This window comes from Devosia sp. 67-54, from assembly GCF_001899075.1.
Taxonomy (GTDB): domain Bacteria; phylum Pseudomonadota; class Alphaproteobacteria; order Rhizobiales; family Devosiaceae; genus Devosia_A.
The window spans coordinates 586,458-611,034 of record NZ_MKVA01000011.1 but is presented as its reverse complement, the minus strand read 5'-3'; the positions used below and the strand labels follow the sequence as shown (position 1 = coordinate 611,034).

Annotated in this window: 24 protein-coding genes; 4 read left to right on the top strand and 20 right to left on the bottom strand. The window is 69.1% G+C overall.

Annotation, left to right across the window (positions count from 1 at the left end):
* Positions 1 to 77: 77 nt before the first annotated feature.
* The 7 genes from BGO82_RS19860 to BGO82_RS19830 form a co-directional block, all read right to left on the bottom strand.
* A complete protein-coding gene (locus tag BGO82_RS19860; RefSeq protein ID WP_291307358.1) occupies positions 78 to 926 on the bottom strand; it encodes a carbohydrate ABC transporter permease in 849 nt (282 codons plus the stop codon).
* Complete coding sequence (locus BGO82_RS19855; protein WP_291307357.1) at positions 923 to 1,768, bottom strand: sugar ABC transporter permease; 846 nt, start codon at positions 1,766 to 1,768, stop codon at positions 923 to 925. Before BGO82_RS19855 ends, BGO82_RS19860 begins: the two co-directional genes overlap by 4 nt.
* Positions 1,769 to 1,834: 66 nt before the next feature.
* Positions 1,835 to 3,106, bottom strand: coding sequence for an ABC transporter substrate-binding protein (locus tag BGO82_RS19850; RefSeq protein ID WP_291307356.1), 1,272 nt, complete (start codon positions 3,104 to 3,106; stop codon positions 1,835 to 1,837).
* A gap of 24 nt (positions 3,107 to 3,130) precedes the next feature.
* A complete protein-coding gene (locus BGO82_RS19845) occupies positions 3,131 to 4,174 on the bottom strand; it encodes a substrate-binding domain-containing protein (RefSeq protein WP_291307355.1) in 1,044 nt (347 codons plus the stop codon).
* Between the two features lie 327 nt (positions 4,175 to 4,501).
* Positions 4,502 to 5,077, bottom strand: coding sequence for a DUF488 domain-containing protein (locus BGO82_RS19840; protein WP_291307354.1), 576 nt, complete (start codon positions 5,075 to 5,077; stop codon positions 4,502 to 4,504).
* Positions 5,078 to 5,090: 13 nt separating this feature from the next.
* Positions 5,091 to 5,300: a DUF2945 domain-containing protein gene (locus BGO82_RS19835; RefSeq protein WP_291307353.1), complete on the bottom strand. Its 210-nt coding sequence runs from the start codon at positions 5,298 to 5,300 to the stop codon at positions 5,091 to 5,093.
* A gap of 35 nt (positions 5,301 to 5,335) precedes the next feature.
* Positions 5,336 to 6,475 carry an aminotransferase class V-fold PLP-dependent enzyme gene (locus BGO82_RS19830; protein ID WP_291307582.1) on the bottom strand — a complete coding sequence of 380 codons (1,140 nt, stop codon included), beginning with the start codon at positions 6,473 to 6,475 and terminating at the stop codon, positions 5,336 to 5,338.
* Positions 6,476 to 6,617: 142 nt separating this feature from the next.
* On the opposite strand from BGO82_RS19830, the gene BGO82_RS19825 reads away from it, so the two are divergent.
* The gene (locus BGO82_RS19825) at positions 6,618 to 7,421 is read left to right on the top strand and encodes an IclR family transcriptional regulator (protein ID WP_291307352.1); all 804 of its coding nucleotides are present in this window, start codon (positions 6,618 to 6,620) and stop codon (positions 7,419 to 7,421) included.
* A gap of 193 nt (positions 7,422 to 7,614) precedes the next feature.
* On the opposite strand, the gene BGO82_RS19820 is transcribed toward BGO82_RS19825, so the two are convergent.
* From BGO82_RS19820 to BGO82_RS19770, 11 genes are all read right to left on the bottom strand, one after another.
* Positions 7,615 to 8,115, bottom strand: coding sequence for a RidA family protein (locus tag BGO82_RS19820; protein WP_291307351.1), 501 nt, complete (start codon positions 8,113 to 8,115; stop codon positions 7,615 to 7,617).
* A complete protein-coding gene (locus tag BGO82_RS19815) occupies positions 8,116 to 9,072 on the bottom strand; it encodes an oligopeptide/dipeptide ABC transporter ATP-binding protein (RefSeq protein WP_291307350.1) in 957 nt (318 codons plus the stop codon).
* Positions 9,069 to 10,064 (bottom strand): ABC transporter ATP-binding protein, encoded by a 996-nt coding sequence (locus tag BGO82_RS19810; protein ID WP_291307581.1) that lies wholly within the window; start codon positions 10,062 to 10,064, stop codon positions 9,069 to 9,071. The genes BGO82_RS19815 and BGO82_RS19810 overlap by 4 nt, the downstream gene beginning before the upstream one ends.
* Before the next feature lie 59 nt (positions 10,065 to 10,123).
* Complete coding sequence (locus tag BGO82_RS19805; protein WP_291307349.1) at positions 10,124 to 11,254, bottom strand: amidohydrolase/deacetylase family metallohydrolase; 1,131 nt, start codon at positions 11,252 to 11,254, stop codon at positions 10,124 to 10,126.
* Position 11,255: 1 nt separating this feature from the next.
* Positions 11,256 to 12,116, bottom strand: a complete 861-nt coding sequence (locus BGO82_RS19800; protein WP_291307580.1) for an ABC transporter permease — start codon at positions 12,114 to 12,116, stop codon at positions 11,256 to 11,258.
* Positions 12,117 to 12,219: 103 nt separating this feature from the next.
* Positions 12,220 to 14,346: a methylmalonyl-CoA mutase gene (scpA, locus tag BGO82_RS19795; RefSeq protein ID WP_291307348.1), complete on the bottom strand. Its 2,127-nt coding sequence runs from the start codon at positions 14,344 to 14,346 to the stop codon at positions 12,220 to 12,222.
* A 153-nt stretch (positions 14,347 to 14,499) separates the two neighbouring features.
* Positions 14,500 to 16,506: an acetyl/propionyl/methylcrotonyl-CoA carboxylase subunit alpha gene (locus BGO82_RS19790; protein WP_291307347.1), complete on the bottom strand. Its 2,007-nt coding sequence runs from the start codon at positions 16,504 to 16,506 to the stop codon at positions 14,500 to 14,502.
* Positions 16,506 to 16,985, bottom strand: a complete 480-nt coding sequence (locus tag BGO82_RS19785; protein WP_291307346.1) for an MAPEG family protein — start codon at positions 16,983 to 16,985, stop codon at positions 16,506 to 16,508. Before BGO82_RS19785 ends, BGO82_RS19790 begins: the two co-directional genes overlap by 1 nt.
* A gap of 6 nt (positions 16,986 to 16,991) precedes the next feature.
* Positions 16,992 to 17,270 carry a DUF2442 domain-containing protein gene (locus tag BGO82_RS19780; RefSeq protein ID WP_291307345.1) on the bottom strand — a complete coding sequence of 93 codons (279 nt, stop codon included), beginning with the start codon at positions 17,268 to 17,270 and terminating at the stop codon, positions 16,992 to 16,994.
* Positions 17,251 to 17,487 carry a DUF4160 domain-containing protein gene (locus BGO82_RS19775; protein ID WP_291307344.1) on the bottom strand — a complete coding sequence of 79 codons (237 nt, stop codon included), beginning with the start codon at positions 17,485 to 17,487 and terminating at the stop codon, positions 17,251 to 17,253. Before BGO82_RS19775 ends, BGO82_RS19780 begins: the two co-directional genes overlap by 20 nt.
* 6 nt (positions 17,488 to 17,493) lie before the next feature.
* Positions 17,494 to 19,026: an acyl-CoA carboxylase subunit beta gene (locus tag BGO82_RS19770; protein ID WP_291307343.1), complete on the bottom strand. Its 1,533-nt coding sequence runs from the start codon at positions 19,024 to 19,026 to the stop codon at positions 17,494 to 17,496.
* 114 nt (positions 19,027 to 19,140) lie between these two features.
* Between BGO82_RS19770 and BGO82_RS19765 the strand changes: the two genes are divergently transcribed.
* From BGO82_RS19765 to BGO82_RS19755, 3 genes are all read left to right on the top strand, one after another.
* A complete protein-coding gene (locus BGO82_RS19765; RefSeq protein ID WP_291307342.1) occupies positions 19,141 to 20,553 on the top strand; it encodes a helix-turn-helix transcriptional regulator in 1,413 nt (470 codons plus the stop codon).
* Between the two features lie 232 nt (positions 20,554 to 20,785).
* A complete protein-coding gene (locus BGO82_RS19760) occupies positions 20,786 to 21,907 on the top strand; it encodes a hypothetical protein (protein ID WP_291307341.1) in 1,122 nt (373 codons plus the stop codon).
* Positions 21,908 to 22,008: 101 nt separating this feature from the next.
* Complete coding sequence (locus BGO82_RS19755; protein ID WP_291307340.1) at positions 22,009 to 22,818, top strand: outer membrane beta-barrel protein; 810 nt, start codon at positions 22,009 to 22,011, stop codon at positions 22,816 to 22,818.
* Positions 22,819 to 22,921: 103 nt separating this feature from the next.
* Here the strand turns inward: BGO82_RS19755 and BGO82_RS19750 are convergent, their stop codons facing one another.
* Both BGO82_RS19750 and fdhD read right to left on the bottom strand, forming a co-directional pair.
* Positions 22,922 to 23,590, bottom strand: a complete 669-nt coding sequence (locus tag BGO82_RS19750; RefSeq protein ID WP_291307339.1) for a hypothetical protein — start codon at positions 23,588 to 23,590, stop codon at positions 22,922 to 22,924.
* 159 nt (positions 23,591 to 23,749) lie between these two features.
* On the bottom strand, positions 23,750 to 24,574 hold the full coding sequence (gene fdhD / locus BGO82_RS19745; protein ID WP_291307338.1) for a formate dehydrogenase accessory sulfurtransferase FdhD: 825 nt from the start codon (positions 24,572 to 24,574) through the stop codon (positions 23,750 to 23,752).
* Positions 24,575 to 24,577: the final 3 nt, after the last annotated feature.

Below are 24,577 nucleotides of genomic sequence, written 5' to 3'. Positions count from 1 at the left end.
GTCCTTTCGAAGGGCCGCAGTCGGGTTTCCCTCGCCCTTGCGGGGAGCCGGATCGTGCGCGTTGCCGCTTTGCGTGCTCATCGGTTGGCGATGCCCCACATTGCAAACATGTATTTGCGAACGGCGAAGATGAAGACGAGCGCCGGGATCACCAGCGCGGCGCCGCCGGCGAAGCGCAGATGCAGCGGCGAGACGTTGAGGCTCTGCAGCAGGAAGGCGGTCAGCGTGCGGTTCTGCACGGTGAGCACGGCGGCGGCGAACACCTCGTTCCACGAGATGGTGAAGGCGAAGATGGCCGAGGCGGTGATGCCGGGCAGCACCAGCGGCAGCACCACCTTGCGGAAGGCCTGCCAGCGGTTGCAGCCGAGCGTCCAGGCTGCCTCCTCGAGCTCCACCGGCACGCCGGCGAAGATCGAGAAGGTGATGAGCACGGCGAACGGAATGGCGAGCGTGGTGTGGACGAGGGCGAGGCCGAGCTGGGTGTCGTCGAGACCGACGCGGATGAACATCACGGCGATGGGCAGCGCCAGCAGCGGCAGCGGAAAGGCGCGGGTCATCAGCACCAGCAGGCGGAACGCGTCCTTGCCCCAGAAGTCGAAGCGCGACAGCGCGTAGCCGGCGGGGGCGCCGAAGCCGATCGAGAGGATCATCGTCAGCACGGCGACGATCACCGAATTCATCAGCGCCTTCAGCACGCCGCCGAAGCTCAGGAAGAACTGCAGCGAGCCCATGTCGAAGGACGGCACCCAGTGCTTGGGAAAGCTCGTCACCTCCGCCGGCGAAGAGAGCGCGTTGCTGAGCAGGAAGTAGATGGGCACCAGCACCCAGGCGCACAGCAGCACGATGCCGGCCCAGTACAGCACCTTGCCGGCGCTGGTGACCTCCGAGACCGGGCGCGGCACGTCGGCGAGAGCGGCGTCGGTCATAGCGTGGCTCCCTTGGGCGTGCGCAGCACGCGCAGGAAGAACACCGTGCAGGCGATCGAGATGGCGAGGATCACCAGCGCCATGGCGGCGGCGACGCCGGTCTGCTGCTGGTTGAACTGCCAGTCATAGGTCTGGCCGACCAGCACCGGCAGCGTGGTGCCGCCCAGCGCCTGCACCACCGAGAACACCTCGAAGGCGGCGATGGTGCGCAGGATCAGCGCGGTCTGCAGGCTGGGCTTCAGCATCGGCAGCGTGACCTTGAGGAAGCGCTTCCACGGCCCGGCGCCGAACACTTCGGCGGCCTCGTAATATTCCTTGGGGATCAGCCCCATGCCGGCGACGAGGATGACCATGACGATGGCGGTGGCGCGCCACAGCTCGGCCAGCAGCACGGCGACGAAGATCACCCAGCTGTTCTGGTAGCTCAAAAACAGGATCGGCTTGTCGACGACGCCGAGCGATACCAGCATGGAGTTGAGGAAGCCCGACTGCTCGAAGATGGCGAGCCAGATGATGCCGGCGGCAAGGTCGGACAGGCCCAGCGGGATGGTGAAGATGTAAAGGATGGTGTTGCGCGCCGATTTGAGGTTGGCGACGATCGAGGCCATCACCAGCGCCATCACCAATTGCAGCGGCACGACGATGGCGGCCAGCAGAACGGTGTTCCGCACCGACGGCCAGAAGCGGAAGTTCTTCACCATGGTCTGGACGTTGTCGGTGGTGAAGCCGGCGGGGCCGACGAAGGCCTGCACCGCCACCTGCACGAACGGGTATACGAAGAACACCAGCAGGAACAGCGTGGCCGGCAGCAGCAGCAGATAGGGCAGCGCCCTGGTGTTCATGGTGACCGGTCTCCGGCAAGGGAGCCGCCCGGCACACCGCGGTGCGCCGGGCGGCGGGAGGAACGCTTACTCCACCGGGCAGGGCTGGCCGTTCGAATCGGCGTCGGGCAGCCAGCATGGCGCCTTGGTGTCGATCATGATCTGGCGCAGCGTATCGGCCTCGGAATCGAGCACGGTCTTGATGTCCTCGTTGTTGAGGACGATGCGCTCGAAGGTGTCGATATAGACCTGGTTGAACTGGCCGCCCTTGTCGCCGAGGCCGACCGGCAGCAGCGCCGGCAGGGCATCGGGCGAGCTGGTCTGGGCGGTCACCGCCGGGCCGAGGGCGCGCGCGGCGGCCGGCAGATCGGCGGGCAGCGCGGCGTCGGTCACCGGGAAGAAGGTGGTCGCGAGCAGGGTCGCCACCTGCTGCTCGGGCTGCATCATGTACTTGACCAGTTCCTTGGCCTTGGCGACGTCGGGTGCCCATTTGGGGATCGCCAGGCCGGCGAGCACCGGCATGAACGCCCTGCCCTTCGGCCCCTTGGGCGCCGGGAAGGCGACGAAGTCGTCGGGCTTCTGGTTGAAGGCGGTGCCGAGGCGGGCGATGTGGTCGAACGCCACCCAGACGTCGCCGGTGAGCAGCGGCTCCTGCATGAAGTCGTAATTGGTCGAGGCCGGGTTGGTGTACTGCCACAGCTCCTTGAACTTGCCCCAGGCGGTGGCGGCGTCGGCCGAGCGGAACTTGCTGACCTCCGAGCCGGTATAGGCGGGCAGCAGGAAGCCCTGGAAGAAGCGGTGCTTCAGCCCCTTGGGGCCGGCGGGAAAGCCGAATTTCGGCGAGCCGGTCTTTTCGGCCATGGCCTTGGCCCAGTCGATCAGCTGGTCATAGGTCAGGTCGTTGATGTCGGCGCCCTGCGGCAGATATTGCAGCGCCTGCTTGTTGGCCACCATGACGTAATTGGCCTGCATCCAGGGCAGGTATTTCTGCTCGCTGGTGCCGAGCTTGCCCAATTGCATGAAGGCCGGGCTCGGCTTGACGGCGCCGAGGTCGATGTCGCTCAGATCGATCCAGTCCTTGGTGAAGCTGGCCAGGTCGCCATGCAGGGCGCCGACGACGCCGATGGTGCCCGAGCCGGCCTGCTCCTCGGCCTGGATGCGGGTGATGAACGGGCCCGGATCCTGCGGCTGGAAGTCGGCGCCGCCGGGGAAGTTCTTGAGCACGTTGTCGCGCATCTTCTGCGCTTCCTCGACGGGAACCGCCTGGTTGGCCCAGAACAGCACCTGCGCCTCGACGGCATTGGTCGCCATGACCAGTGCCAGGGCAGCGCCGGCAAGCGCCACGAGATTTCGTCTCATCGTCTATCCTCCCTTTGGTTGTCGTCAGAACTTGGTTGTCGGCGGTGGCGCCGGGCCGTGGCTGGCGCGCGGCACGAATTGCGGCCGGATCAGCCGGGTCGCCGGGCCGGCCGAGCGCTTTTCGATGACGTCGACCAGCATGCCGGCGATCTCGCGCGCCGAGTCGCGGGTGCGCGCCTCGAAGGTGGTGAGGCCGGGCGGCGCGTAGGCGGCCGCGGTGATGTTGTCGAAGCCGACCACCGACAGATCGCGCGGGATGGAGAGGCCGGCGCGCGCCGCCTCCTCCATCACCGTCAGCGCCAGTTCGTCGAACAGGCCGAGGATGGCGGTCGGGCGGTGCTCGCGGTGGATCAGGCCGTTGATGGCGGCCACGGTGGCGCCGCGGTCGAAGCGCGGGGCGCTCGCCACCTCCAGCGTCACATTGGGGTCGCCGCGCCGCGCCATGGCCTCGCGCAGGCCGCGCTCGCGCATGTGGCGGAAGGTCATGGCGTCGGAGATGGAGACGAGGCCGAAATGCCGGTGGCCGAGATCGTAGAGCAGGTCGAAGGCTTCGCCGAAGGCGACGACGCTGTCGGAATCGAGCCAGTTGTAGGGCACCGAGGCGTCGAGCAGCCGGCCATGGGCGACGAAGGGGAAGTTGCGCTCGAGCAGGTATTGCAGGCGTTCGTCGGTCTCGCCGATGCGGGGCACGACGACGCCGTCGGCGCGGCCGGATTCGACCACGTGGCGCAGCACCGACAGCTCCGAGCGGCCGGCCTGCACGGTGGCGATGAACAGGTCGATGCCGTGCTCGACCAGCCCCTCCCCCAGCCCGGCGACGAATTCGCCGAGATAGGAATCGATGAAATTGGGGCCGCGCACCGGCATGACGAAGCCGATGAAGCCGGAGCGGCCGGAAACCAGCTGGCGCGCCGCGACGTTGGGGACGTAGCCGAAGCGCCGGGCGGCCTCGGCGACGCGCTCGCGCGTCTTGAGGGCGATGGCCTGGTCGCCCGCCAGTGCGCGCGACACCGTGGCCACCGAGACGTCCAGCTTGCCTGCGAGTTCGCGCAGCGTCAGACCGGCCACGTTCCACCCCTCCCTATCGCGGACTTTAAACGTTTGCAGACCAATTGCAAACGTTTAAAATTCCGAAAGATCAGGTCGCGACGGCCAGCACGCGATCGGCGATCATCTCGCCGATCGGCAGCGCCGAGGTGGCGGCAGGCGACGGGGCGTTGCAGACATGGACGCTGCGCGCCGTATCGAGAGGCCGACGTTGGGCTCGAGCCGGCGCAGCGCCGTCGCATCGAGGCGGCCGCAGGCGATGTCGTTCTGCCGCACACGTTCGGCGAGCGCCTCGAGGCGCGCCTCGGCGCTGATGGTCGAGCACATCAGTTCGGCGCAGACCTACCTCTACGGCAATCTCGGGCTGTCGTTCCGCAGCGAGTCCGATCCCGCCGCCGGATAGGCGATCGTGCCGTCGGGCCCGACGAGGGCGCCCGGGGTCAGGCGCGCCGGCTCGAGGCGGCCCTGCCCCATGATGTGGATCACCGTTTCACCGCGGGCGAGCAGATAGTCGGCGACGATGCGGCGATGGCAGCGCCACCACACCGCCTCCGAGCACATGATGGCGCAGCGGCGCGCCCGTCCCGCTGCGAGCAGATGGCTCAGCCCGGTCTGGAATGCCGCCGTCGCCGCCGCGTAGTCGGCATAGTTGCGGAAGCTGGCATTGGTCCAGAAATCGTTGCCGCCCGCCGGCGCTTCCGGCGTGTGGCCGCGGCGGCCGCCGAGCGCCGCCATGGGCTCGTAGCCGATGCCGTAGCCGGCGAGCGCGGCGGGCAGCGTGTCGGTGTTGAACTGCGGGTTGGTGCGCGAGCGCGGGATGCGCCGGATGTCGGCGACGAGCCCGGCCTCTACCGCCTGCAGCAGCGCCACGAACTCGCCGAGCGGGCGGGTGGAATGGCCGATGGTGTAGAACGGCAGCGGCACGCCGGCGCCCGGGTCAGTCGCGCTCGAGCGCGCTGCCCTTGTGCGCCGCGATGTGGTCGGTCCTGTCGCTCCTGATCTCGTATTGCGGATCGTCGGCGGTGGCGTGGTGCGTGTACCCCTTGTAGTCGAAGTCGCGCATATGCACGGCGATGATGGTGCCCGAGACGCGGCCCGCTTCGGAATTCCAGCGCACATGGTCGCCCACTGCGAATTTGCCGGCCATGCGCCGCCCCTCCGCCCGATCTGCCGCCGCCGATGCTACTCGCTTTTTTCCCAATTGGCGAAGCCGGTCTCGGAGCGGCGCCGCCAGGCGTCGGCGTCGGCGTCCGGCAATTGCCGGCTGGCGGCGCGGGCCAGCGTCTGCGACAGGCGCGCGGCAACCAGCTCGGCCTGCCCCGGATGCAGGTTGCACGGGTCGAGCTGCAGGATGCCGTGATCGGCGCGATGGTCGCGCACGATGACGGCCGGATCTTCGGCGGCGAGGTCGAGGGCGATGGCCAGCGCGCTGGCGCCGGCGGTCGCGGCATCGATCTGCAGCTCGAGCCGGTCGAGCGGATTGTCGGTGGGGTCGGGCACGATGCGCGCCTCGACGCCCGGATGGCCGGCGGCGGCGCCGAGCCAGAGCTCGAGCGCGGCGCGCTCGCGGGCCCGGATGCCGGCGGCGTCGCGCTGCCCCCACGCCTTCAGCGCCGCCATGGCGCCGGCGATCGATTCCTTGCCGACCTTCATGCCGCGGCCGATGCCGGCATTCTGCATGTAGCAGGCGCGCACCAGGTCGCGCTTGCCGGCGACGATGCCGGCCGTCGGCCCGCCGAGGAATTTGTGCGCCGAGTAGATGACCAGGTCGGCGCCGGCGGCGAGAAAGCCCCTGAGGTCGTATTCGGACGCCGCATCGACGATCACCGGCACGCCGCGCTCGTGGCAGATCTCGGCAAAGCGCCGGAGCGGCACCTGGCCGTAGTCGACCACGTGATGCGAGACCACGAACAGCGCCGCGGCGGTCATGTCGGTGATGGCGCCGGCGATGTTGTGCTCGTTCACCAGCGTCGCGGTGCCGACGAGATCGACCCGGGCGCCGGAGAGGCGGATGCCCTGCGTCACCGGCGCGCCGTAGTGGCAGGAATGGCCGGCCTGCAGGATCACGCGGTTCTTCATGCCCTCGGTGTCGGGCAACTGCTCGACGCGGCTCAGATCGGTGCCGGTCATGGCGGCGGCGACGGCGATGGTGATGCCGGCGCTGGCCGAGGCGGTGATGAAGCCGGCCTCGGCGCCGGTGGCCTCGGCGATGGCGCGGCTGGCACGGGCGTGCAGCTCGCTCATCACCGCAAAGCGCGGCAGGATGGCCGCCGCGGCCGCGATGGCCTCGGGCACGGCGATCGAGGCGCCGAGCGAGGTCATGGTGCCCGAGACATTGACCACGGGTCTCAGCCCCGATGCGCCATAGAATGCATCCCAATTGCTCGACACTTCAGAGGTTTCCTTTCCGATCAGACGCCTGTCGTCTTGTGTTGGCCGATGTTCCATAGTACTGGAACATCGTATGAATGAATTGTCCCCGATCGCCGACAAGCCGGCAGCCGCCGCGCGCCGCAGCCGCACCAGCGGCATCGACCGCAGCCTGCAGATTCTCGACTTCCTCAGCGCCCGCGGCCGGCCGGCCAGCGCCTACGAGATCGCCAAGGCGATCGCGGCGCCGCTGTCGACGGTCTATACGCTGGTCGACGAGCTCAGCGAGCGGGGCATGCTGTCCCGGCCGCAGGACCGGCTGGTGTGGCTGGGGCCGCGGGTGATGCGCTACGGCCTCGCCTATGAGAGCCGGATGGACACCCTGGCCGAGGCCAAGCACGAGATGGCGCGGCTGTCGCGGCTGGTCGGGGAGACGGTGCAGATCTGCTACCGCGACGAGGATCTGATGGTGGTGGCCGCGATGAACGACGGCGAAGGCCATTTCCGCGTGTCGTCCGACGTCGGCACGCGCGTGCCGCTCAACTGGACGGCCTCGGGGCGGCTGCTGGTGGGGCATCTGCCCGACCGCGAGCGGCTGGAGATGTTCCGCAGCATCGCGCGGCCATCGCCGACCGGGCTCGCCGAGACCGATCCGGCGCTGCTCGCCGAGCAGGCGGGGGCCGATTTCCGCAACCGGCTGGCGGTGCAGATGGGGGCGTCGGACTTCGCGGTGGCCTGCATCGCGGCGCCGATCCGCAACCAGGCCGGCGAATGCACCATGACGATCTCCATCGTCCTCGCCGAGCAGAAGGCGCGGGCCAACCTCAAACGCTACGGCGACGCCGTGCGCGCCGCCGCGGACGCAATCGAGCGGGCGCTGGGCGTCGAGGCCGCCTGAGCCGGGATTTCCTGCGTCCGAGTGGACGCTCCTCTGGTGGCCGTGGCCCCCACCCCCGGCCCCTCCCCGCAAGGGGGAGGGGAGCCCGACCGCACCACTGTGCTCGCGGCTCCTGCGCCTCCCTCCCCCTTGCGGGGAGGGGCCGGGGGTGGGGGCCACATCCACTGCCGACTCCGCCCTGTCGCGAGCCCGGTCAATCATCGGCGATCTCGAAGATCGCCTCGATCTCGACGGTGATGTTGTTGGGCAGCGAGCCCATGCCGACCGAGGAGCGGGCATGCACGCCCGCGGGGCCGAACACTTCGGTGAGCAGGTCCGAGCAGCCGTTGATGACCTTGGGATGGTCGGCGAAATCGGGCACGGCATTGACCATGCCGAAGAGCTTGACCACGCGCCGGATGGAGGACAGGCCGCCGACCTGCTGGCGCGCCACCGCGAGCAGGTTGAGCCCGGCCAGGCGCGCATGCTCGTAGGCCTCGGCGACGCCGACGTCGCCGCCGACCTTGCCGGTCATCGAGCGGCCGTCGGCCGTCACCGGCCCCTGCCCCGACACGAACAGCATCGAGCCGATGCGGGTGGCGTTGGCGAAATTGCCGACCGGCACCGGCGGCAGGTCGGGCAGCGCGAAGCCGAGCTGGCCGAGCCGCTCTTCCGGGGACGACGAACGGGGCTCGCGACTGGCAGGCGGTATCACTCAAATCTCTCCAATTCTCAGGCAGGCAGCATCGTGCCGCGGACCCAGATCGAGCAGCGGCGGCAGGATTTCGGCGCATCTGTCGATGGCGTAACGACAGCGGGTGCGGAACACGCAACCGGACGGCGGATCGAGCGGGCTCGGGATGTCGCCCTTGAGGATTTCGCGGGCCCGCCGCGCCTCGGGGTTGGGCACCGGCGCCGCCGACAGCAGCGCCCGCGTATAGGGATGGGCCGGCGCGCCATAGACCGCACGGCCGGCGCCGCGCTCGGCGACACGCCCGAGATAGAGCACCACCACCTCCTCGCACAGATATTCGACCACGCTCAGGTCGTGGGCGATGAACAGGATGGTGAGGCCGCGCCGGTCGCGCAGGTCCTGCATGAGGTTGAGGATCTGCGCCTGCACCGACACGTCGAGCGCCGAGACGGATTCGTCGGCGACGATGAACTCCGGCTCCACCGCCAGCGCCCGGGCGATGCCGATGCGCTGGCGCTGGCCGCCGGAGAATTCGTGCGGGAAGCGGCTCATCTGGTCGGGCTTGAGCCCGACCTCCTCGAGCAGCGCCGCCACCCGGTCGCGGCGGTCGCCGCCGGAGCGGCCGATGCCGTGCGTCAGCAGCGCCTCGCCGATGATGTCGCGCACGCGCATGCGCGGATTGAGGCTCGAATAGGGGTCCTGGAAGATGATCTGCATGCGCTTGCGCATGGCCTTCATCGCGGCGGCGTCGAGGCCGAGGATTTCGCTGCCGCCGAAGCGCACCGAGCCGGAGGTGGGCTCGACGAGGCGCAGGATGCAGCGGCCCAGCGTGGTCTTGCCGGAACCGGATTCGCCGACGAGGCCGACCACCGCGCCGCGCGGAATGTCGAAGCTCACCGCATCGAGCGCGTGCACGTCGCCGCGCGGCGTCACGAACGTCTTGGTGAGGCCGGCGATGCTGACCAGCGGCTCGCTCATGCCGGCACCCCCAGCTTCCAGCAGCGCGTCAGATGCGCCGGGCCGGCCTCGATCAGCGTCACCGGCTCGCGGCAGCGCGCCTCGGCGAGGGCGCAGCGTGGCTCGAACGGGCAGCCCGGCGGCAGCGCATAGATCGAGGGCACCAGCCCCGGGATCGGGGTCAGGCGCGGCCGCGCGCCGCCGCCGGCAAGCTCGGCGCTCGAATCGGGGATCGAGGCCAAGAGCCCCGACGTGTAGGGATGGCGCGGCGCGGCGAACAGCGAACGCACCGGCGCCTGCTCCAGCACTTCGCCGGCATACATCACCGCCACCTCGTCGGCGATCTCGGCGACGACGCCCATATTGTGCGTGATGAACAGGATGGACATGCCGAACTCGGCCTGCAGCCGCTTCAGCAGATCGAGGATCTGCGCCTGGATGGTGACGTCGAGCGCCGTGGTCGGCTCGTCGGCGATCAGCAATGCCGGACGGCAGACCAGTGCCATGGCGATCATCACGCGCTGGCGCATGCCGCCCGACATCTGGTGCGGATAGTCGTCGAGCCGCCGCGCCGCCGCCGGGATCTCGACGTGCTGCAGCACCTCGAGCGCCTGCGCCCGCGCCTCGGCGGGGCTCGCGTGCCGGTGCAGCCGCACCATCTCGCCGATCTGGTCGCCGACGGTCATCAGCGGGTTGAGCGAGCTCATCGGCTCCTGGAAGATCATCGCGATTTCGCGGCCGCGGATGCGGCGCATGGCGCGGCCGTCGAGCTGCGCCAGGTCGAGCACCGGGCCGGCGGCGGTGCGATAGAGGATGCGGCCGTCGACGATGCGGCCGGGATGGCCGAGCAGCTGCAGGATGGCGAGCGAGGTCACCGACTTGCCCGAGCCGGATTCGCCCACCAGCGCCAGGGTCTTGCCCTTGCGCAGCGAGAAGGTCACGTCGCGCACGGCGCGGGCGGTGCGCGTGCGATAGACGAAGGCCGCGCTCAGGTGCTCGACCGCCAGCACCATGTCGCCGGCCAGCTCCGGCGCGGCGGCAGACGCTCCTGTCCTGTCGAGCGCGGCGGCGGTCACGCTGGCCTCGCCTCCGGCAGCACGCGGCTGGCGGCGACGCGGTGCGTGCCGAGGATGGCGAGGCGCGGCTCGAACAGGCGGGTCAGGCGCATGCTGTCGCCGCCGCTGTCGCGGACGGTCTCGTCGCCGTCGACGAGGTCGAACAGGGTGAAGTCGGCGCGGGCGCCCGGCGTCGCCACGCTCGCGAGCTTGAGGAAGGCGCGCGGATGCGTGCTGATGGCGCGCACGCAATCGTCGAAGCCGAGGCCGGAGCCCAGCACCTTGGAGACAGTGGTGGCGAGGTCGTACACCGGCCCGTGCACATTGCGCAGATGCAGGTCGGTCGAAATGGAATAGGGTTTCAGCCCTTCGGCGATGGCGCGGCGGGCGACGCGGAAGCTGAAGGACGCGGCGCCATGGCCGATGTCCATCAGCACGCCGGCCCTGGCGAGGCTCTGCGCCATTTCCATCAGCGCCGGCGTATCGACGATCGAGCCGCCGGGCTTGCCGTTGAAGCAATGGGTGACGACGTCGCCGGGGGTCAGCACCGCCAGCACCTCGTCCAGCGCCGGCGGCATCTCGCCGACATGCACCATCAGCGGCAGGCCGGCGATCTCGGCGACACGCTTGCCGATCTTGAGCGGGGTGATACCCCAGGCGCCGACGATGACGCCGCTGGCGCGCACCTTGATGCCGCAGATCACGTCGCGGTTGGCCTCGATCACCGCCAGCGTGCGGTCGACGTCGATCGAGCGCATGTCGATCAGTTCCGACACGCGGTTGCCGGCGACAAGACCGATCGAACCGATATTGAGGAAGGCGCGGATGGTCTCGGGCTGGCGCTCCAGCACATATTCGCGCAGGCCGTGGAAATTGGCCTCGCCGGCGGAGCCCGCGTCGGCCATGGCGGTGACGCCGTGGCACAGCCCGCCCTGGTCGGCCCGCACCGAAATGTCGGTGCCGCCGTGCCAGATATGGACGTGCAGATCGGCCCAGCCAGGCGACAGCCAGCGCCCCTGGCAGTCGAGCGGCTGGGCCCCCGCTTCGGCAGCCGACCGCAACAGGCCGTCGCCGCCGATGTGCAGGACTGCCGGCATGGGATGGTCGAAGCCGACCGGCTTGAAGTTGGTGAGCGTGACGCCCGTCATGTCAGAGTTCCTTGGACAAACGTGGATCGAGCGCGTCGCGCAGCCCGTCGCCGGCAACCTGCAGCGACAGCACGCACAACGTGATGGCAATGCCGGGGAAAACGATGATCCAGTCGGCGCGCCCGACATACTGGCTGCCTTCGTTGATCATCGTGCCCCAGGTGGGGGTCGAGGCATCGACGCCGACCCCGAGATAGGACAGGCCCGCCTCGGCCAGCATGGCGTAGGCGAACACGAACGTCGCCTGCACGATGATCGGCGAGGCGACGTTGCGCAGGATGTGGTTGACGAGGATGCGCCAGGTGGAGACGCCCAGCGCCCGCGCCGCCTCGACATAGGTCAGCTCGCGGATCACCAGCGTCGCGGCGCGGATGACGCGGGCGATGCGCGGCGCGTAGACGATCGACAGCGCCAGCACGACGTTGACGATGGAGGCGCCGAGCGCCGCCACCAGCGCGATGGCGAGCAGGATGTCGGGGAACGCCATCATGGCGTCGATGACGCGCGACACCGGCGTGTCGAGCCGGCGGAAGAAGCCGCCAACGAGGCCCAGCGCCACGCCGAACAGCGAGGCCAGCACGGCGACGCCGAAGCCCACCGACAGCGAGACGCGGCCGGCGAACAACACGCGGCTGAAGATGTCGCGGCCGAATCCGTCGGTGCCGAAATAGTTGACGCCCGACGGCGGCTGCAGCCGGTGGGCGATCGACAGCTTGTTGGGATCGTGCGGGGCGAGCCACGGCGCGAACAGCGCCGACAGCACCAGGATGGCGAAGATCGCAAGGCCGATGGCCACGGATTGGCCTGGTTGTAGAGCTCGACGCCGGCGTCGTTGCGCCAGGCCACAATTGCGTAATAACATACGCACGAATGGAATAATTGATGAAGACGCGAATGCTGTCAAGCGAGCGCGATGGAGCCGCCTGCGGCGGCGGCCGGACGGGCGTCGGTGCAAAACGGTGGGATCAGCGGTTGCTCAGCCGGCCCTCGATCCGGTCGAGCACGGCGGCGGCGGCCTCGAGCACGTTGGTGCCAGGCCCGAAGATTTCGGCCACGCCGGCGTCGCGCAGGAACGGATAGTCCTCGGGCGGGATGACGCCGCCGACGATGACGGTGACGTCACCGAGGCCACGCGCCGCGAGCTCGGCGATCAGCTCGGGCACCAGCGTCTTGTGGCCGGCGGCGAGCGAGCTGACGCCGACGGCGTCGACCCCGAGCTCGGCGACGTGCGTTGCGACCTCGGGCGCCGTCTCGAACAGATCGCCCATGTGCACGGTGAAGCCGAGGTCGGCGAAGGCGCTGGCGATCACCTTGGCGCCGCGGTCGTGGCCGTCCTGGCCCATCTTGGCGATGAACAGCGCGGGCGGCCGCTGCTGCCGGGCGGCGAAGGCGGCGAGGCGCCGCTGCATCTGGTCGTATTGCGGATCGCCCCGGTAGCTCTCGCCATAGACGCCGGAGATGACGCGGGTGATGGCCGCGTGGCGGCCGAAGACGGCCTCGAGCGCCGCCGAGATCTCGCCCAGCGTGGCGCGGGCGCGGGCGGCGTCGATGGAGGCGAGCAGCAGGTTGCCGTCGCCGCGCGCCGCGGCGGCGAGCGCGCCGAGCGCCGCCTCGACGCGACCGGCGTCGCGGCTGCGGCGCAGCTCGGCGAGACGGGCCATCTGCTCGTCGCGGACGCGGGCGTTGTCGACCTCGCGCACCGGGATCGGCTGTTCCGCCTCGAGGCGGTAGCGGTTGACGCCGACGATCACGTCCTCGCCGCGGTCGACGCGCGCCTGGCGCAGCGCCGCGGCCTTCTCGATCTCGGCCTTGGGGCCGCCCGACTGCACCGCGCGCGTCATGCCGCCCTCGGCGTCGACGTCGGCGAGCAGCGCGCGGGCATGCGCCACCAGGTCGGCGGTCAGCGCCTCGATGTAGTAGGAGCCGCCGAGCGGATCGACCACGTCGGTGACGTGGCTTTCGTGCTGCAGGATGAGCTGGGTGTTGCGGGCGATGCGGGCCGAAAATTCGGTGGGCAGCGCGATGGCCTCGTCGAAGCTGTTGGTGTGCAGCGATTGCGTGCCGCCCAGCACCGCCGCCAGCGCCTCGATGGTGGTGCGCACGATGTTGTTGTGCGGGTCCTGCTCGGTAAGGCTGACGCCCGAGGTCTGGCAATGCGTACGCAGCATTTTCGAGCGCGGGTCTTTGGCGCCGAGCCCGGTCATGATCTCGCTCCACAGCGTGCGCGCGGCGCGCAGCTTGGCCACTTCGAGGAAGACATTCATGCCGATGCCGAAAAAGAAGCTCAGCCGGCCGGCGAAGGCGTCGATGTCGAGGCCGCGCGCCATGGCGGCGCGCACATAGTCGCGGCCGTCGGCGAGGGTATAGCCGAGCTCCTGCACGGCGGTCGCCCCGGCCTCGTGCATGTGATAGCCCGAAATCGAGATGGAGTTGAATTTCGGCATGTGTTCGGCGGTGTAGGCGATGATGTCGCCGACGATGCGCATGCTCGGCTCGGGCGGATAGATATAGGTATTGCGCACCATGAATTCTTTCAGAATGTCGTTCTGAATGGTGCCTTCGAGCGCCGCCTGCCGCACCCCCTGCTCTTCGGCGGCGACGACGAACATGGCGAGCACCGGCAGCACGGCGCCGTTCATGGTCATCGATACGCTCATCCGGTCGAGCGGAATGCCGTCGAACAACAGCTTCATGTCCTCGACGGAATCGATGGCGACGCCGGCCATGCCGACATCGCCCGTGACGCGCGGATGGTCGCTGTCGTAGCCGCGATGCGTCGCGAGGTCGAAGGCGACGGAGAGCCCCTTCTGCCCGGCGGCGAGGTTCTTGCGGTAGAAATCGTTGCTCTCGCGCGCGGTGGAAAAGCCGGCATATTGCCGGATGGTCCAGGGGCGGTTGGCATACATGGTGGCGCGCACGCCGCGGGTGTAGGGCGCCACGCCCGGCAGCCCGGGGTCCGGCGCATCGCCCGGCAGATAAAGCGGCCGCACCGCGAGCCCGCCATAGTCGCGGTTCAGCGCCTCGACCGGCGTGTCCCTGAGTTCGCGCGCGGCGAGTTTCGCCCAGTCGGCAAAGGTGGGGCTATCGGCCATCGGACGGCTCCTCGCCCGCCTTGCTGTCGCAAGGCACCCTCTCCCCAAAGGAGAGAGGGGAGCGACGATCGAAGCAGCGGCTCCATCCTCCCCTCTCCCCAATGGGAAGAGGGTGGCCGCGCAGCGGCCGGGTGAGGGGCCGTCCGATCCCCGTCATACCGCCTCGAACTCCAGGATCACCTCGTCCACCGCCAGCACGGCGCCGGGGGCGACGCGCAGTTTCGTCACGCGGGCGCGGCGTTCGGCCTTGAGCACGTTCTCCATCTTCATGGCCTCGACGATGGCGAGCGGCTGGCCGGATTCGACCACATCGCCCTCCCTGACGTCGATGCGTACCACCTGCCCCGGCATCGGGCAGAGCAGGAATCTGCTGAGGTCGGGCGGCACCTTCACCGGCATCAGCGGCATCAAATCGGCAACCGCCGGCAGCAGCACGCGGGCGACGAGGTCGGCGCCGCGCCAGCGCAGGCGAAAACCGCCGGTGACGCGGCTGAGCTTGACGTGGTGCAGTTCGCCGTCGACGCGGGCGCTGGCGAGCGTCATCCCCGGCTTCCAGCCGGTCTCGACGAGCAGCTTGGTGCCGCCTGGCTCGCTCAGCCAGTATTCGATGCCGTCGGCGTGGATGGCGAAATCCCAGCGGCGGTCGCCGATCAGCACGGCGCGGGTTTTCGCCGCGCCGTTGCCGGGCGACAGGCGCTCGCCGTCGACCGGGCGGGTGTCGAGCGCATAGGCGGAGCAGCAGGCGAGCGCCGCGAGCCGCCGCAGCGCCGTGTCGTCGAGCGTCACGCCGGTGAAGCCGTCGGGGAATTCCTCGGCGATATAGCCGGTGGTGAGCCGGCCGGCGCGGAACCGCTCCTGCCCCATCACGGCGCTGAGGAAGGGGATGTTGTTGCCCACGCCCTCCACCTCGAACTGGTCGAGCGCCATCTGCATGGCGTCGATCGCGGCGCCGCGCGTCGGCGCCCAGGTGCATAGCTTGGCGATCATCGGATCGTAGAAGGTCGAGATCTCGCCGCCCTCATACACCCCGGTGTCGTTGCGCAGGCTGAAGCTGTGCGGCGGGCTCGCCAGCTCGCGCGGCGGGCTGTACTGCGTCAGCCGGCCGGTCGAGGGCAGGAAATTGCGGTACGGGTCCTCGGCGTAGAGCCGGCTCTCGATGGCCCAGCCGTTGAGCTTCACGTCCTTTTGGGCCAGCGGCAGCTTTTCGCCGGCGGCGACGCGCAGCATCAGCTCGACGAGGTCTAGGCCGGTGATGAGCTCGGTCACCGGATGCTCGACCTGCAGCCGGGTGTTCATCTCGAGAAAATAGAAATTGCGGTCCTTGTCGACGATGAACTCGACCGTGCCGGCGGAGAAATAGCCGACCGCCTTGGCCAGCGCCACCGCCTGCTCGCCCATGGCCTTGCGGGTCCTGCCGTCGAGGAAGGGCGAGGGCGCCTCCTCGATCACCTTCTGGTTGCGGCGCTGGATCGAGCATTCGCGCTCGTTGAGCCAGAGCACGTTGCCGTGCTGGTCGCCCAAGAGCTGGATTTCGATGTGGCGCGGCTCGGTGACGAATTTTTCGATGAAGATGCGGTCGTCGCCGAAGGACGAGGCGGCCTCGGACTTGCTGCGCTCGAAACCCTCCTTGGCCTCGGCGTCGGTCCAGGCGATGCGCATGCCCTTGCCGCCGCCGCCGGCGGAGGCCTTGATCATCACCGGATAGCCGACCTGCCGGGCGATCTGCACCGCCTCGGCGGCATCGGCGATCAGCCCCATATGGCCGGGCACGGTGGACACCCCCGCCGCCGCCGCGAGCTTCTTGGAGGTGATCTTGTCGCCCATCGCCTCGACGGCGCCGGCCGGCGGGCCGACGAAGATAATGCCGTTCTGGTCGAGCGCGGCGGCGAAGTCGGCGTTCTCGCTGAGAAAGCCGTAGCCCGGGTGCACCGCCTCGGCGCCCGTCGCCTTGCAGGCGGCGACGATCTTCTCGATCGACAGGTACGAGTCGCGCGCCGCCGAGCCGCCGATGTGCACGGCCTCGTCCGCCAGCTTCACATGCAGCGCCTCGCGATCGGCGTCGGAATAGACCGCGATGGTGCGGATGCCCATTCTCTTGGCGGTCCTGATGACCCGGCAGGCGATCTCGCCGCGATTGGCGATGAGAAGGGAGGTGAACATCAGCCGAGCGTTCCCCGAAGCACGACAACCACCAGCACGTGGATGGCCATATAGATCACGGCGAGCGAGCCGAAGGTGTAGAAGGTGGAGCGCACCTCGTGGCTTTGCGCCGTGGCGTAGGCCCAGGTGTGGAGGGCGCGCGCCAGCACGAAGCCGTACATCACGATCTGCGCCAGCAGCAGCGGCGGCTCGACCAGCACGAACAACAGCCCCGCGGCCAGAAAGCCGGGGATGTTCTCGAGGTCGTTGCGGTGCATGCGGCGCGAGCGGTCGACATATTCGTCGACGTCGGTCTGGCCGGGCCGCGGCCGCGGATTGAGGAGGCCCTTGTTGGCATCCTCGGGCGAGGCATAGCCGCCGCCGACCTTCATCAGCCGATAGACCGTCATCCACCCCTGCCCCATGAGCTTGAGCACGGCCAGCGCCGCGCACAGCGCGTAGGTGGCAAAGACGGGATTGCTGAGGCTGAGGAGGGTCATGACTGCCTACTCCGCGGCGACGGCGGGGGGTTGAGCGTTGGGGTACCGCAGTCCCTTCAGCATGCCTTCGATGCTCAAATCCTCGTCGAGCTCCGGCCAGTGCACGCCATAGGGCGACAGCTCGATCCGATTGCGCTGCTCCGGCGTCGCAGCAAGCAGCGGTGGATACCACCACAACGGCGTTACCAGGAGCGCGCCGTCTGCGAGTTCGACGACCAGCGACGTATCGGTGCAATGCGCTCGCGTCGGCTCGAGCAGATCGCGATCAATTTCCAAAGTGTTCATTCCACCTCTCCAGGAACTCCTGCTGGTGCAACCTTACCACGTCGAGAAGCTCGTTCAGCTCTTTGTCCGTGCAGCGCTTGTTGCGCGCGATTGCCATGCTCTCCAGCCAGACCTTGGTTTCCTTCCTGTCTTTTCGAATGTGAATGTGTGGCGGTTCGGCGCTATCGAGGCTGTAGAACACAAATCGCCACCCCTTCCACTCGAAGACCGTCGGCATGCATCCTCACAGGGGAATGTTTCCGTGCTTTTTCGCCGGCACGCTCGCCTTCTTGTGGCGCAGCGTCTCGAAGGCGCGGGCCACGCGCTTTCTCGTCGAATGCGGCATGATCACGTCGTCGATGAAGCCGCGCTCGGCGGCGACGAACGGGTTGGCGAAGCGGGCTTCGTAGTCGGCGGTGCGGCGGGCGATCCTGTCCTTGTCGCCCAGTTCGGCGCGATAGAGGATTTCGGTGGCGCCCCTGGCGCCCATCACGGCGATCTCGGCGCTCGGCCAGGCATAGTTGACGTCGGCGCGGATGTGCTTGGACGCCATCACGTCATAGGCGCCGCCATAGGCCTTGCGGGTGATCACGGTGACCTTGGGCACGGTGGCCTCGGCATAGGCGAAGAGGAGCTTGGCGCCGTGCTTGATGATGCCGCCATATTCCTGCGCCGTGCCGGGCAGGAAGCCGGGCACGTCGACCAGCGTCAGGATGGGAATGGAAAAGCAGTCGCAGAAACGGATGAAGCGCGCCGCCTTCTTGCTCGAATTGATGTCGAGGCAGCCGGCCAGCACCAGCGGCTGGTTGGCGACGACGCCGATGGTGTCGCCGTTGAGGCGGATGAAGCCGGTCAGGATGTTGCCGGCATGCTCCTGCTGCAGCTCGAGGAAGTCGCCCTCGTCGGCGATGCGCAGCACCACCTCGCGCATGTCGTAGGGCTTGTTGGCGCTGTCGGGGATCAGCGTGTCGAGCGCCGGCTCGCTGCGCTCGAGCGTGTCGAAGCTGTGCACGCGCGGCGGCTTCGCATTGGCGTTGAGCGGCAGGAAGTCGACGAGGCGGCGCACCTCGAGCAGCGTGTCGATGTCGTTGTCGAAGGCGGCGTCGGCGACCGAGCTGACCCTGGTGTGGGTGCCCGCCCCGCCCAGCTCCTCATGCGTCACGATCTCGGAGGTGACGGTCTTCACCACGTCGGGGCCGGTGACGTACATGAAGGAGGTGTCCTTCACCATGTAGATGAAGTCGGTCATGGCCGGCGAATACACGGCGCCGCCGGCCGTCGGCCCCATGATCACCGAGATCTGCGGCACGGCGCCCGAGGCCTGGACGTTGCGCCAGAACACTTCGGCATAGCCGCCCAGCGCCGCCACGCCCTCCTGGATGCGGGCGCCGCCCGAATCGTTGAGGCCGATCACCGGGGCGCCGTTCTGCACCGCGAGGTCCATGATCTTGCAGATCTTCTGCGCATGCGTCTCGCTGAGCGAGCCGCCGAAGACGGTGAAATCCTGGCTGAACACATAAACCATGCGGCCGTTGACGGTGCCCCAGCCGGTCACCACGCCGTCGCCGGGGATCACCGTCTCGGCCATGCCGAACTCCACCGCGCGGTGGGTCACGAACATGTCGTATTCCTCGAACGAGCCGGGATCGAGCAGCACGTCGAGCCGTTCGCGGGCGGTGAGCTTGCCCTTGTTGTGCTGTGCCTCGATGCGGCGCTGGCCGCCGCCGAGGCGGGCCTCGGCGCGGCGCTGGTCGAGCGCTTCGATGATCTTGTGCATGCCGGTCTCTTTTTGCGCCAAGCCTAGTGGACGCGCCGCCGCGGCCCAAGACAGGAAAGCGCAAGGCTGTTACAATTCACAAGAGGCAAGTTGCAAATCGGTGGAGTTGTGAAGATGGCCGGACGCAAGGTGTTTGCCGGGGCGCGGCTACGGGCGCTGCGCGAGCAGCACAGGCTCACCCAGGCCGAACTGGCGGCGCGGCTCGACATCTCGCCCTCCTACGTCAACCAGCTCGAATCCAACCAGCGGCCGCTGACCGCGGCGGTGATGGTGGCGCTGACCGGGGCGTTCAACCTCGATCTCGCCAGCCTCACCGCCGATTCCTCCGACCGGCTGCTGGCCGATCTGCGCGAGGTGCTGGCCGATCCGGTGTTCGGCGAGACGGTGCCCAACCTCTCCGAGCTCAAGGCGGCGGCGCTCAACGCGCCCGACATCAGCCGCGCGCTGCTGCAGCTCTACGAAAGCTACCGCAAGGCCAGCGAGCGGCTCGCCAGCGCCGACGCGGCGCTGCTGCGCGACCCCTCGGCCGGCATCCAGACCGCCTATGAGGAGGTGCGCGACTTCTTCCATTATGCCGACAATTACATCGATCCGCTCGACCGCCGCGCCGAGGTCCTGTCCGACCGGATCGGCCCGTTCACCCCCGACCGGCTGCAGCGGCTGGTGGCCTATTGCGCCGACACGCACGGGCTCAAGGTGGTGCTGGCGGCGCCGCAGCGCCCCGATCTGATGCGCGACTACGACCGCGCCAGCCGGACGCTGACGCTCAATTTGCGGCTCATGCCGGCGACGCAGTTCTTCCAGATCGCGGCGCACCTCGCCGCCATCGAGCAGGCGGCGGCCATCGCCGAGCTGGTCGAGGGCGCGGGGTTCAAAACCGCCGAGGCCCGCTCGATCTGCCGGCTCGGGCTCGCCAATTACTTCGCCGGAGCGCTGCAGATGCCGTACGGCGCCTTCCTCGCGGCGGCCGAGCAGCACCGCTACGACATCGAGGAGCTCGGGCAGCTGTTCGGCGCCAGCCTCGAGCAGGTGGCGCACCGGCTGTCGACGATGCAGCGGCCGCGGCAGCGTGGAATCCCGTTCTTCTTTGCCCGGGTCGACGCCGCCGGCACCATCACCAAGCGGCATTCGGCGACGGCGCTGCAATTCGCCCGCTTCGGCGGCGCCTGCCCGCTGTGGAACGTGCATCGCGCCTTCGAGGAGCATGGCCGGCTGATCCGGCAATTGGCGGAAACGCCGGACGGCAACCGCTATCTCTGCCTCGCCTGGTCGAGCGACAAGCGCTCGGGCGGCTGGCAGGCGCCGGCGCGGCGCTATGCCTATGCGCTGGGCTGCGAGATCGCGCATGCGGGACGGCTGGTCTATGGCGCCGACCTCGACCTCGGCAAGGCGGCGTTCGACCCGATCGGGGTGTCCTGCCGCATCTGCGAGCGGCGCTCGTGCACGCAGCGCTCGGTGCCGCCGCTGGCGAGCCCGATCTCGGTCAACGCCGACCGCCGCACGGTGGTGCCGTACGAGATCGGCTGACGCGCGTGTCCGGCCCAGGCCTCCGGCCGGGCTGGAGTAGAACGGCTTGTCGTCAGCCGCGTCTGCGTAGACCCGGTGCAAGCTTTCGCAAACGGGAGCTTGATTTGCGGCCGCTCCCGGGGCAGGCTTCCCGCCTGGTCGCGCAGGCGTCGGCGCGGTCGTGACGGTTTTTGTCATTTGGTCTGGAGCCGGGCTCCCGCCGGTTTCACGACATTCGAATCGAGTTGAATCGTTGAGCGCTTCGCAGGATTACTCGGAGCTCGTCCGGCGTTTCTACGACGCCGCCATCGACGACGAGGCATGGGCCGGCGCCGTGGGCGAGCTGAAGACCCAGCTCAACCTGACGAGGGTGGCGCTGGGCTGGTTCCGCTCGGCGCCGCCGCCGGGTGAGCTGGCGACGCAATTGCTGCATAGCGATTGCGACCTGTATTTCGAGCGGCTGTTCGCCGAGCTGGGCAGCGCAAACCTGTTCATTCCGCGCATGGGGCTGACGCGCCCCGGCGACCTGCTCAGCGACCGCATGCTGATGCGGCGCGACGAGTTCGTGCGCACCACGCTGTTCAACGAATGGTTCGCGCCGCAGGACGACCACTCGGCCGCGCTGATCAATATCGAGAGCGGCAGCACGGCGCAGGCGTTCCTGGTGGCGCAGCGCGGCGGCAGGCAGCCGCAGTTCACGCCGCGCGACGAGGCCGACATGCTGGTGCTGACGCCGGCGCTGATGCATGCCTTCGCCATCCGCCGGCGGCTCGGCACCGAGCGGCTGCACGGGCGCGGCCTCGCCTATGAGCGGCTGGGGATCGGCTTTGCCGTGACCGATGCCAACGGCAGGCTGCTGTTCTGCAACAGCCTGGCCGAACGCTATTTCAGCGCCGATCAAGGCCTGCTGCTGAGCCGCCGGCGGGTGATCACGGCGCAGCGCACCTCGCTGTCGCATCTGATCGCGGCCGCCTGCGCGCCCTCGGGTTTCATGCCCGGCGGCAGCGTCATCGTCACCCATGGCGAGGCGGCGACGCCGACCTTCGCGGTCTCGGTGTCGCCGGTGCGCGACGAGCGGTCCGGCGTCGAGCTGCCGGGGCCGCGCGGCGCCATGCTGCTGATCCAGCCCCTGGCGTCGCGCCTGCCCGACGCCTTCGAGAGCCGGGTGCAGGCGCTGTTCGGCCTCACCGCCAAGGAGGCGTCGCTGGCCACGGCGCTGTCGGCCGGCCTGTCGCTCGGGCAGGCCGCCGAGGAGCGCTTCATCTCGCTGGCCACGGCCCGCACGCAGCTCGCCAGCATCTTCCGCAAGACCGGCACGGCGCAGCAGAGCCAGCTGGTGGCGCTGCTGTTGCGTGCCGTTCCGGTCACACCCTAGCCGCAGCGCGCCGCGCCGCCGGCAAATTCATTCATTTGAATGATTTTCACCCCCCGCCGCTCGGGCACGCTTTGCGCACGAGTTTCGAGCTGGGGATTGCTATGCACAAGATGATCGTTGGCCCGCTGGCCGCCACGCTGCTCTGCGCCGGTGCGGCGCCGGCGCTGGCACAGTCGGCCGGAGACTGGGGCGGCACCTGGAGCGGCTTTTACGCCGGCATCTATGGCGGCTATGCGCTCGACACCGACGCCGCCAGCAGCCAGCATCTCGGGCCGTTCGGCAATGGCGACGTCACCTACCAGATGGACAGCTCGACGAGCCGCATCAGCACGCTCTTCGGCGGCGCCACGGCCGGCTACAATGCGCAGATCGGCAAGGTGGTGCTCGGCGTCGAATCGGATGTGAGCGTCGGCGGCTTCAGCAAGTCCTCGACGGGGACGCTGACCATGTCGGGGACGGCCGGGGATGACGACCACGCCGTCAGCATCTCGGTGGAGAGCGTCTCGTCCTACAGCCTCGGGCCGATGGCGAGCTTTCGCGGCCGGCTGGGCGTCGAGGCCCCGCAAGGCGTGCTGTTCTACCTGACCGGCGGCCTCGTCGTCGCCGACCGGACCGTAGCGTCGACCATGACGATCAGCACCACGGGCCTCGACGACGAGGACTCCTACCCGAGCGGAACCAGCACCTCATCGACGCAGCAACTCGTGATGGGACCGACCATCGGCGTGGGGGTCGAAAGCATGGTGGCCGAGCACATCTCGCTGGGCGCCGAATATGCCTATGTCGCGCTGCCCGAGGCAGCGGCAGCGGGTGGCGGCATCGACCTTTTCGGCCTGGGGTCGGACGACAGCCCGGCGAGTTTCGCTGGCGGCTTCCACAGCCTCAAGGCCGCGCTCAAATATCACTTCTGACCCGGCAATCGGATGCCGAACTGAAAGCCCGGCGTCACGCCGGGCTTTTTTGTCTGCACATCGATACGCGCCGCGGCCCCGGGGGGCAGCCGCGGCAGCGCGGCTACAGCAGATGCGACGAGCAGGTGAAGCCGTCGGCCGCCGCATTGCGCAGCAGGTCGTGGGCGTTGACGCTGGCCCCGACCTTGATGTCGCGCGGCAGGCGGATGGCGCCGTGCTGGCCGGTGGGCTTGACCGACCAGCGCACCTGCGAGCCCGCCGGGATCACGGCGCTGCCGACGTTGCGGAAGCGCAGATCCGTCTCGCCGTCCAGGGTGCGGCAGGCGATCAGCAGGTTGAGCTCGTCCTTGTCGTTGCCGCCGCCCTTGACGAGCAGGTCGTGGCTCTTGGGCAGCTTCGGAAGCTGGTCCTTGAGGACGCCGTCCGGACCGCCGCCATTGCCGCCACCGCCCGAGGGCTGGATCTTGATCTTCATGGGGGCGAGGTGCATGCCGGTGTTGCTGCCGTCGCCGCCACCCCCGCCATTGCCGCCACCACCATTGCCGCTCCCGCCGCCGGGAGTGTTGGTGGGCAGGCTGACGGTCGGGCCGGTATAGTGGTCGACCGGGCCCATCTGCGTGATGTGGAAATTGGTGCTGGAGCTGCCGCCGCCGGGATTGCAGAGGCTGGTCTGGATCTCGCACGCTGCTGCCGGCGCCGCCAGCAGCAGGCCGGCCGCCGCGGCGCCCGCGGCCGCCACGGCCACGCCCAGTATCGATCGGGAAATACGCATTTCGAGAACTCCTTGGATGTCGATGGCCCTGCCAGGGCCGGGTCATCCCCGCGTCTCGAGCGGTAGCACCGCCGCGGCCGCCGAAAATCATTCAGATGAATGAATTTCGGGCCGGCGCGTCGCGGCTCGTTTCCTCCGTCGGCGGCCAGCGCCGCGCCGTCAGCCCTCGGGATCGCTGACCATCAGCACCGAATCCGGACGCGCCAGCGCGAGGAGCGTCAGGCCGGCCTGCGCGGCGCGCTCGACGGCGAGCGTCGTGGGCGCGGAAATCGTCACCAGCACGGGGCAGCCGGCGCGCACGGTCTTTTCCACCAATTCGTAGCTGCAGCGGGCCGAGAGCAGCACGAAGCCCGTGGCCGGGTCCAGCCCGGCGCGCGCCAGAGCGCCGATCAGCTTGTCGAGCGCATTGTGCCGGCCGACATCCTCGCGCGCCAGCACGATCCTGCCGTCGGGCGTGCAGAAGGCGGCCGCGTGCACCGCGCCGGTGGCGCGGCCGAGCGGCTGGTGCGCGGCGAGCTCGGCGAGAGCCCGCGAGATCGCCTCGCGCCCGACCGAAAGCCGCGCGGCGACCGGCGGCAGCGGCCGCAGCACCTGGGCGATATTGTCGATGCCGCAGAGGCCGCAACTGCTCTCGGTGACGCGCCGCCGCGCCCGCTCCCGCGCCCGGCCGGCGCCCGCGGGCGGCAGGTTCAGGCGCACGATCCAGCCGCCCTCGACCTCGTGCGCCGCCAGATCGAGAATCTCGTTCTTGTCGCCGATCAGGCCCTCGCTCAGCGCAAAGCCGATGGCATAGTCGGTGAGATCGAACGGCGTCGCCATCATCACCGCATAGCCGATGCCGCAGATCTCTATCGCCACCGGCGCCTCGATCGGCACGCTGCGGGCGAGGCGCGCATCGCCCGCATCGGCCAGCCCCAGCCGGCGGACCTCGATGGTCGCCGCCTGCCGCGGATCGAGGCGCGGGGCCGGTTGGTGCGCGTTCATCGC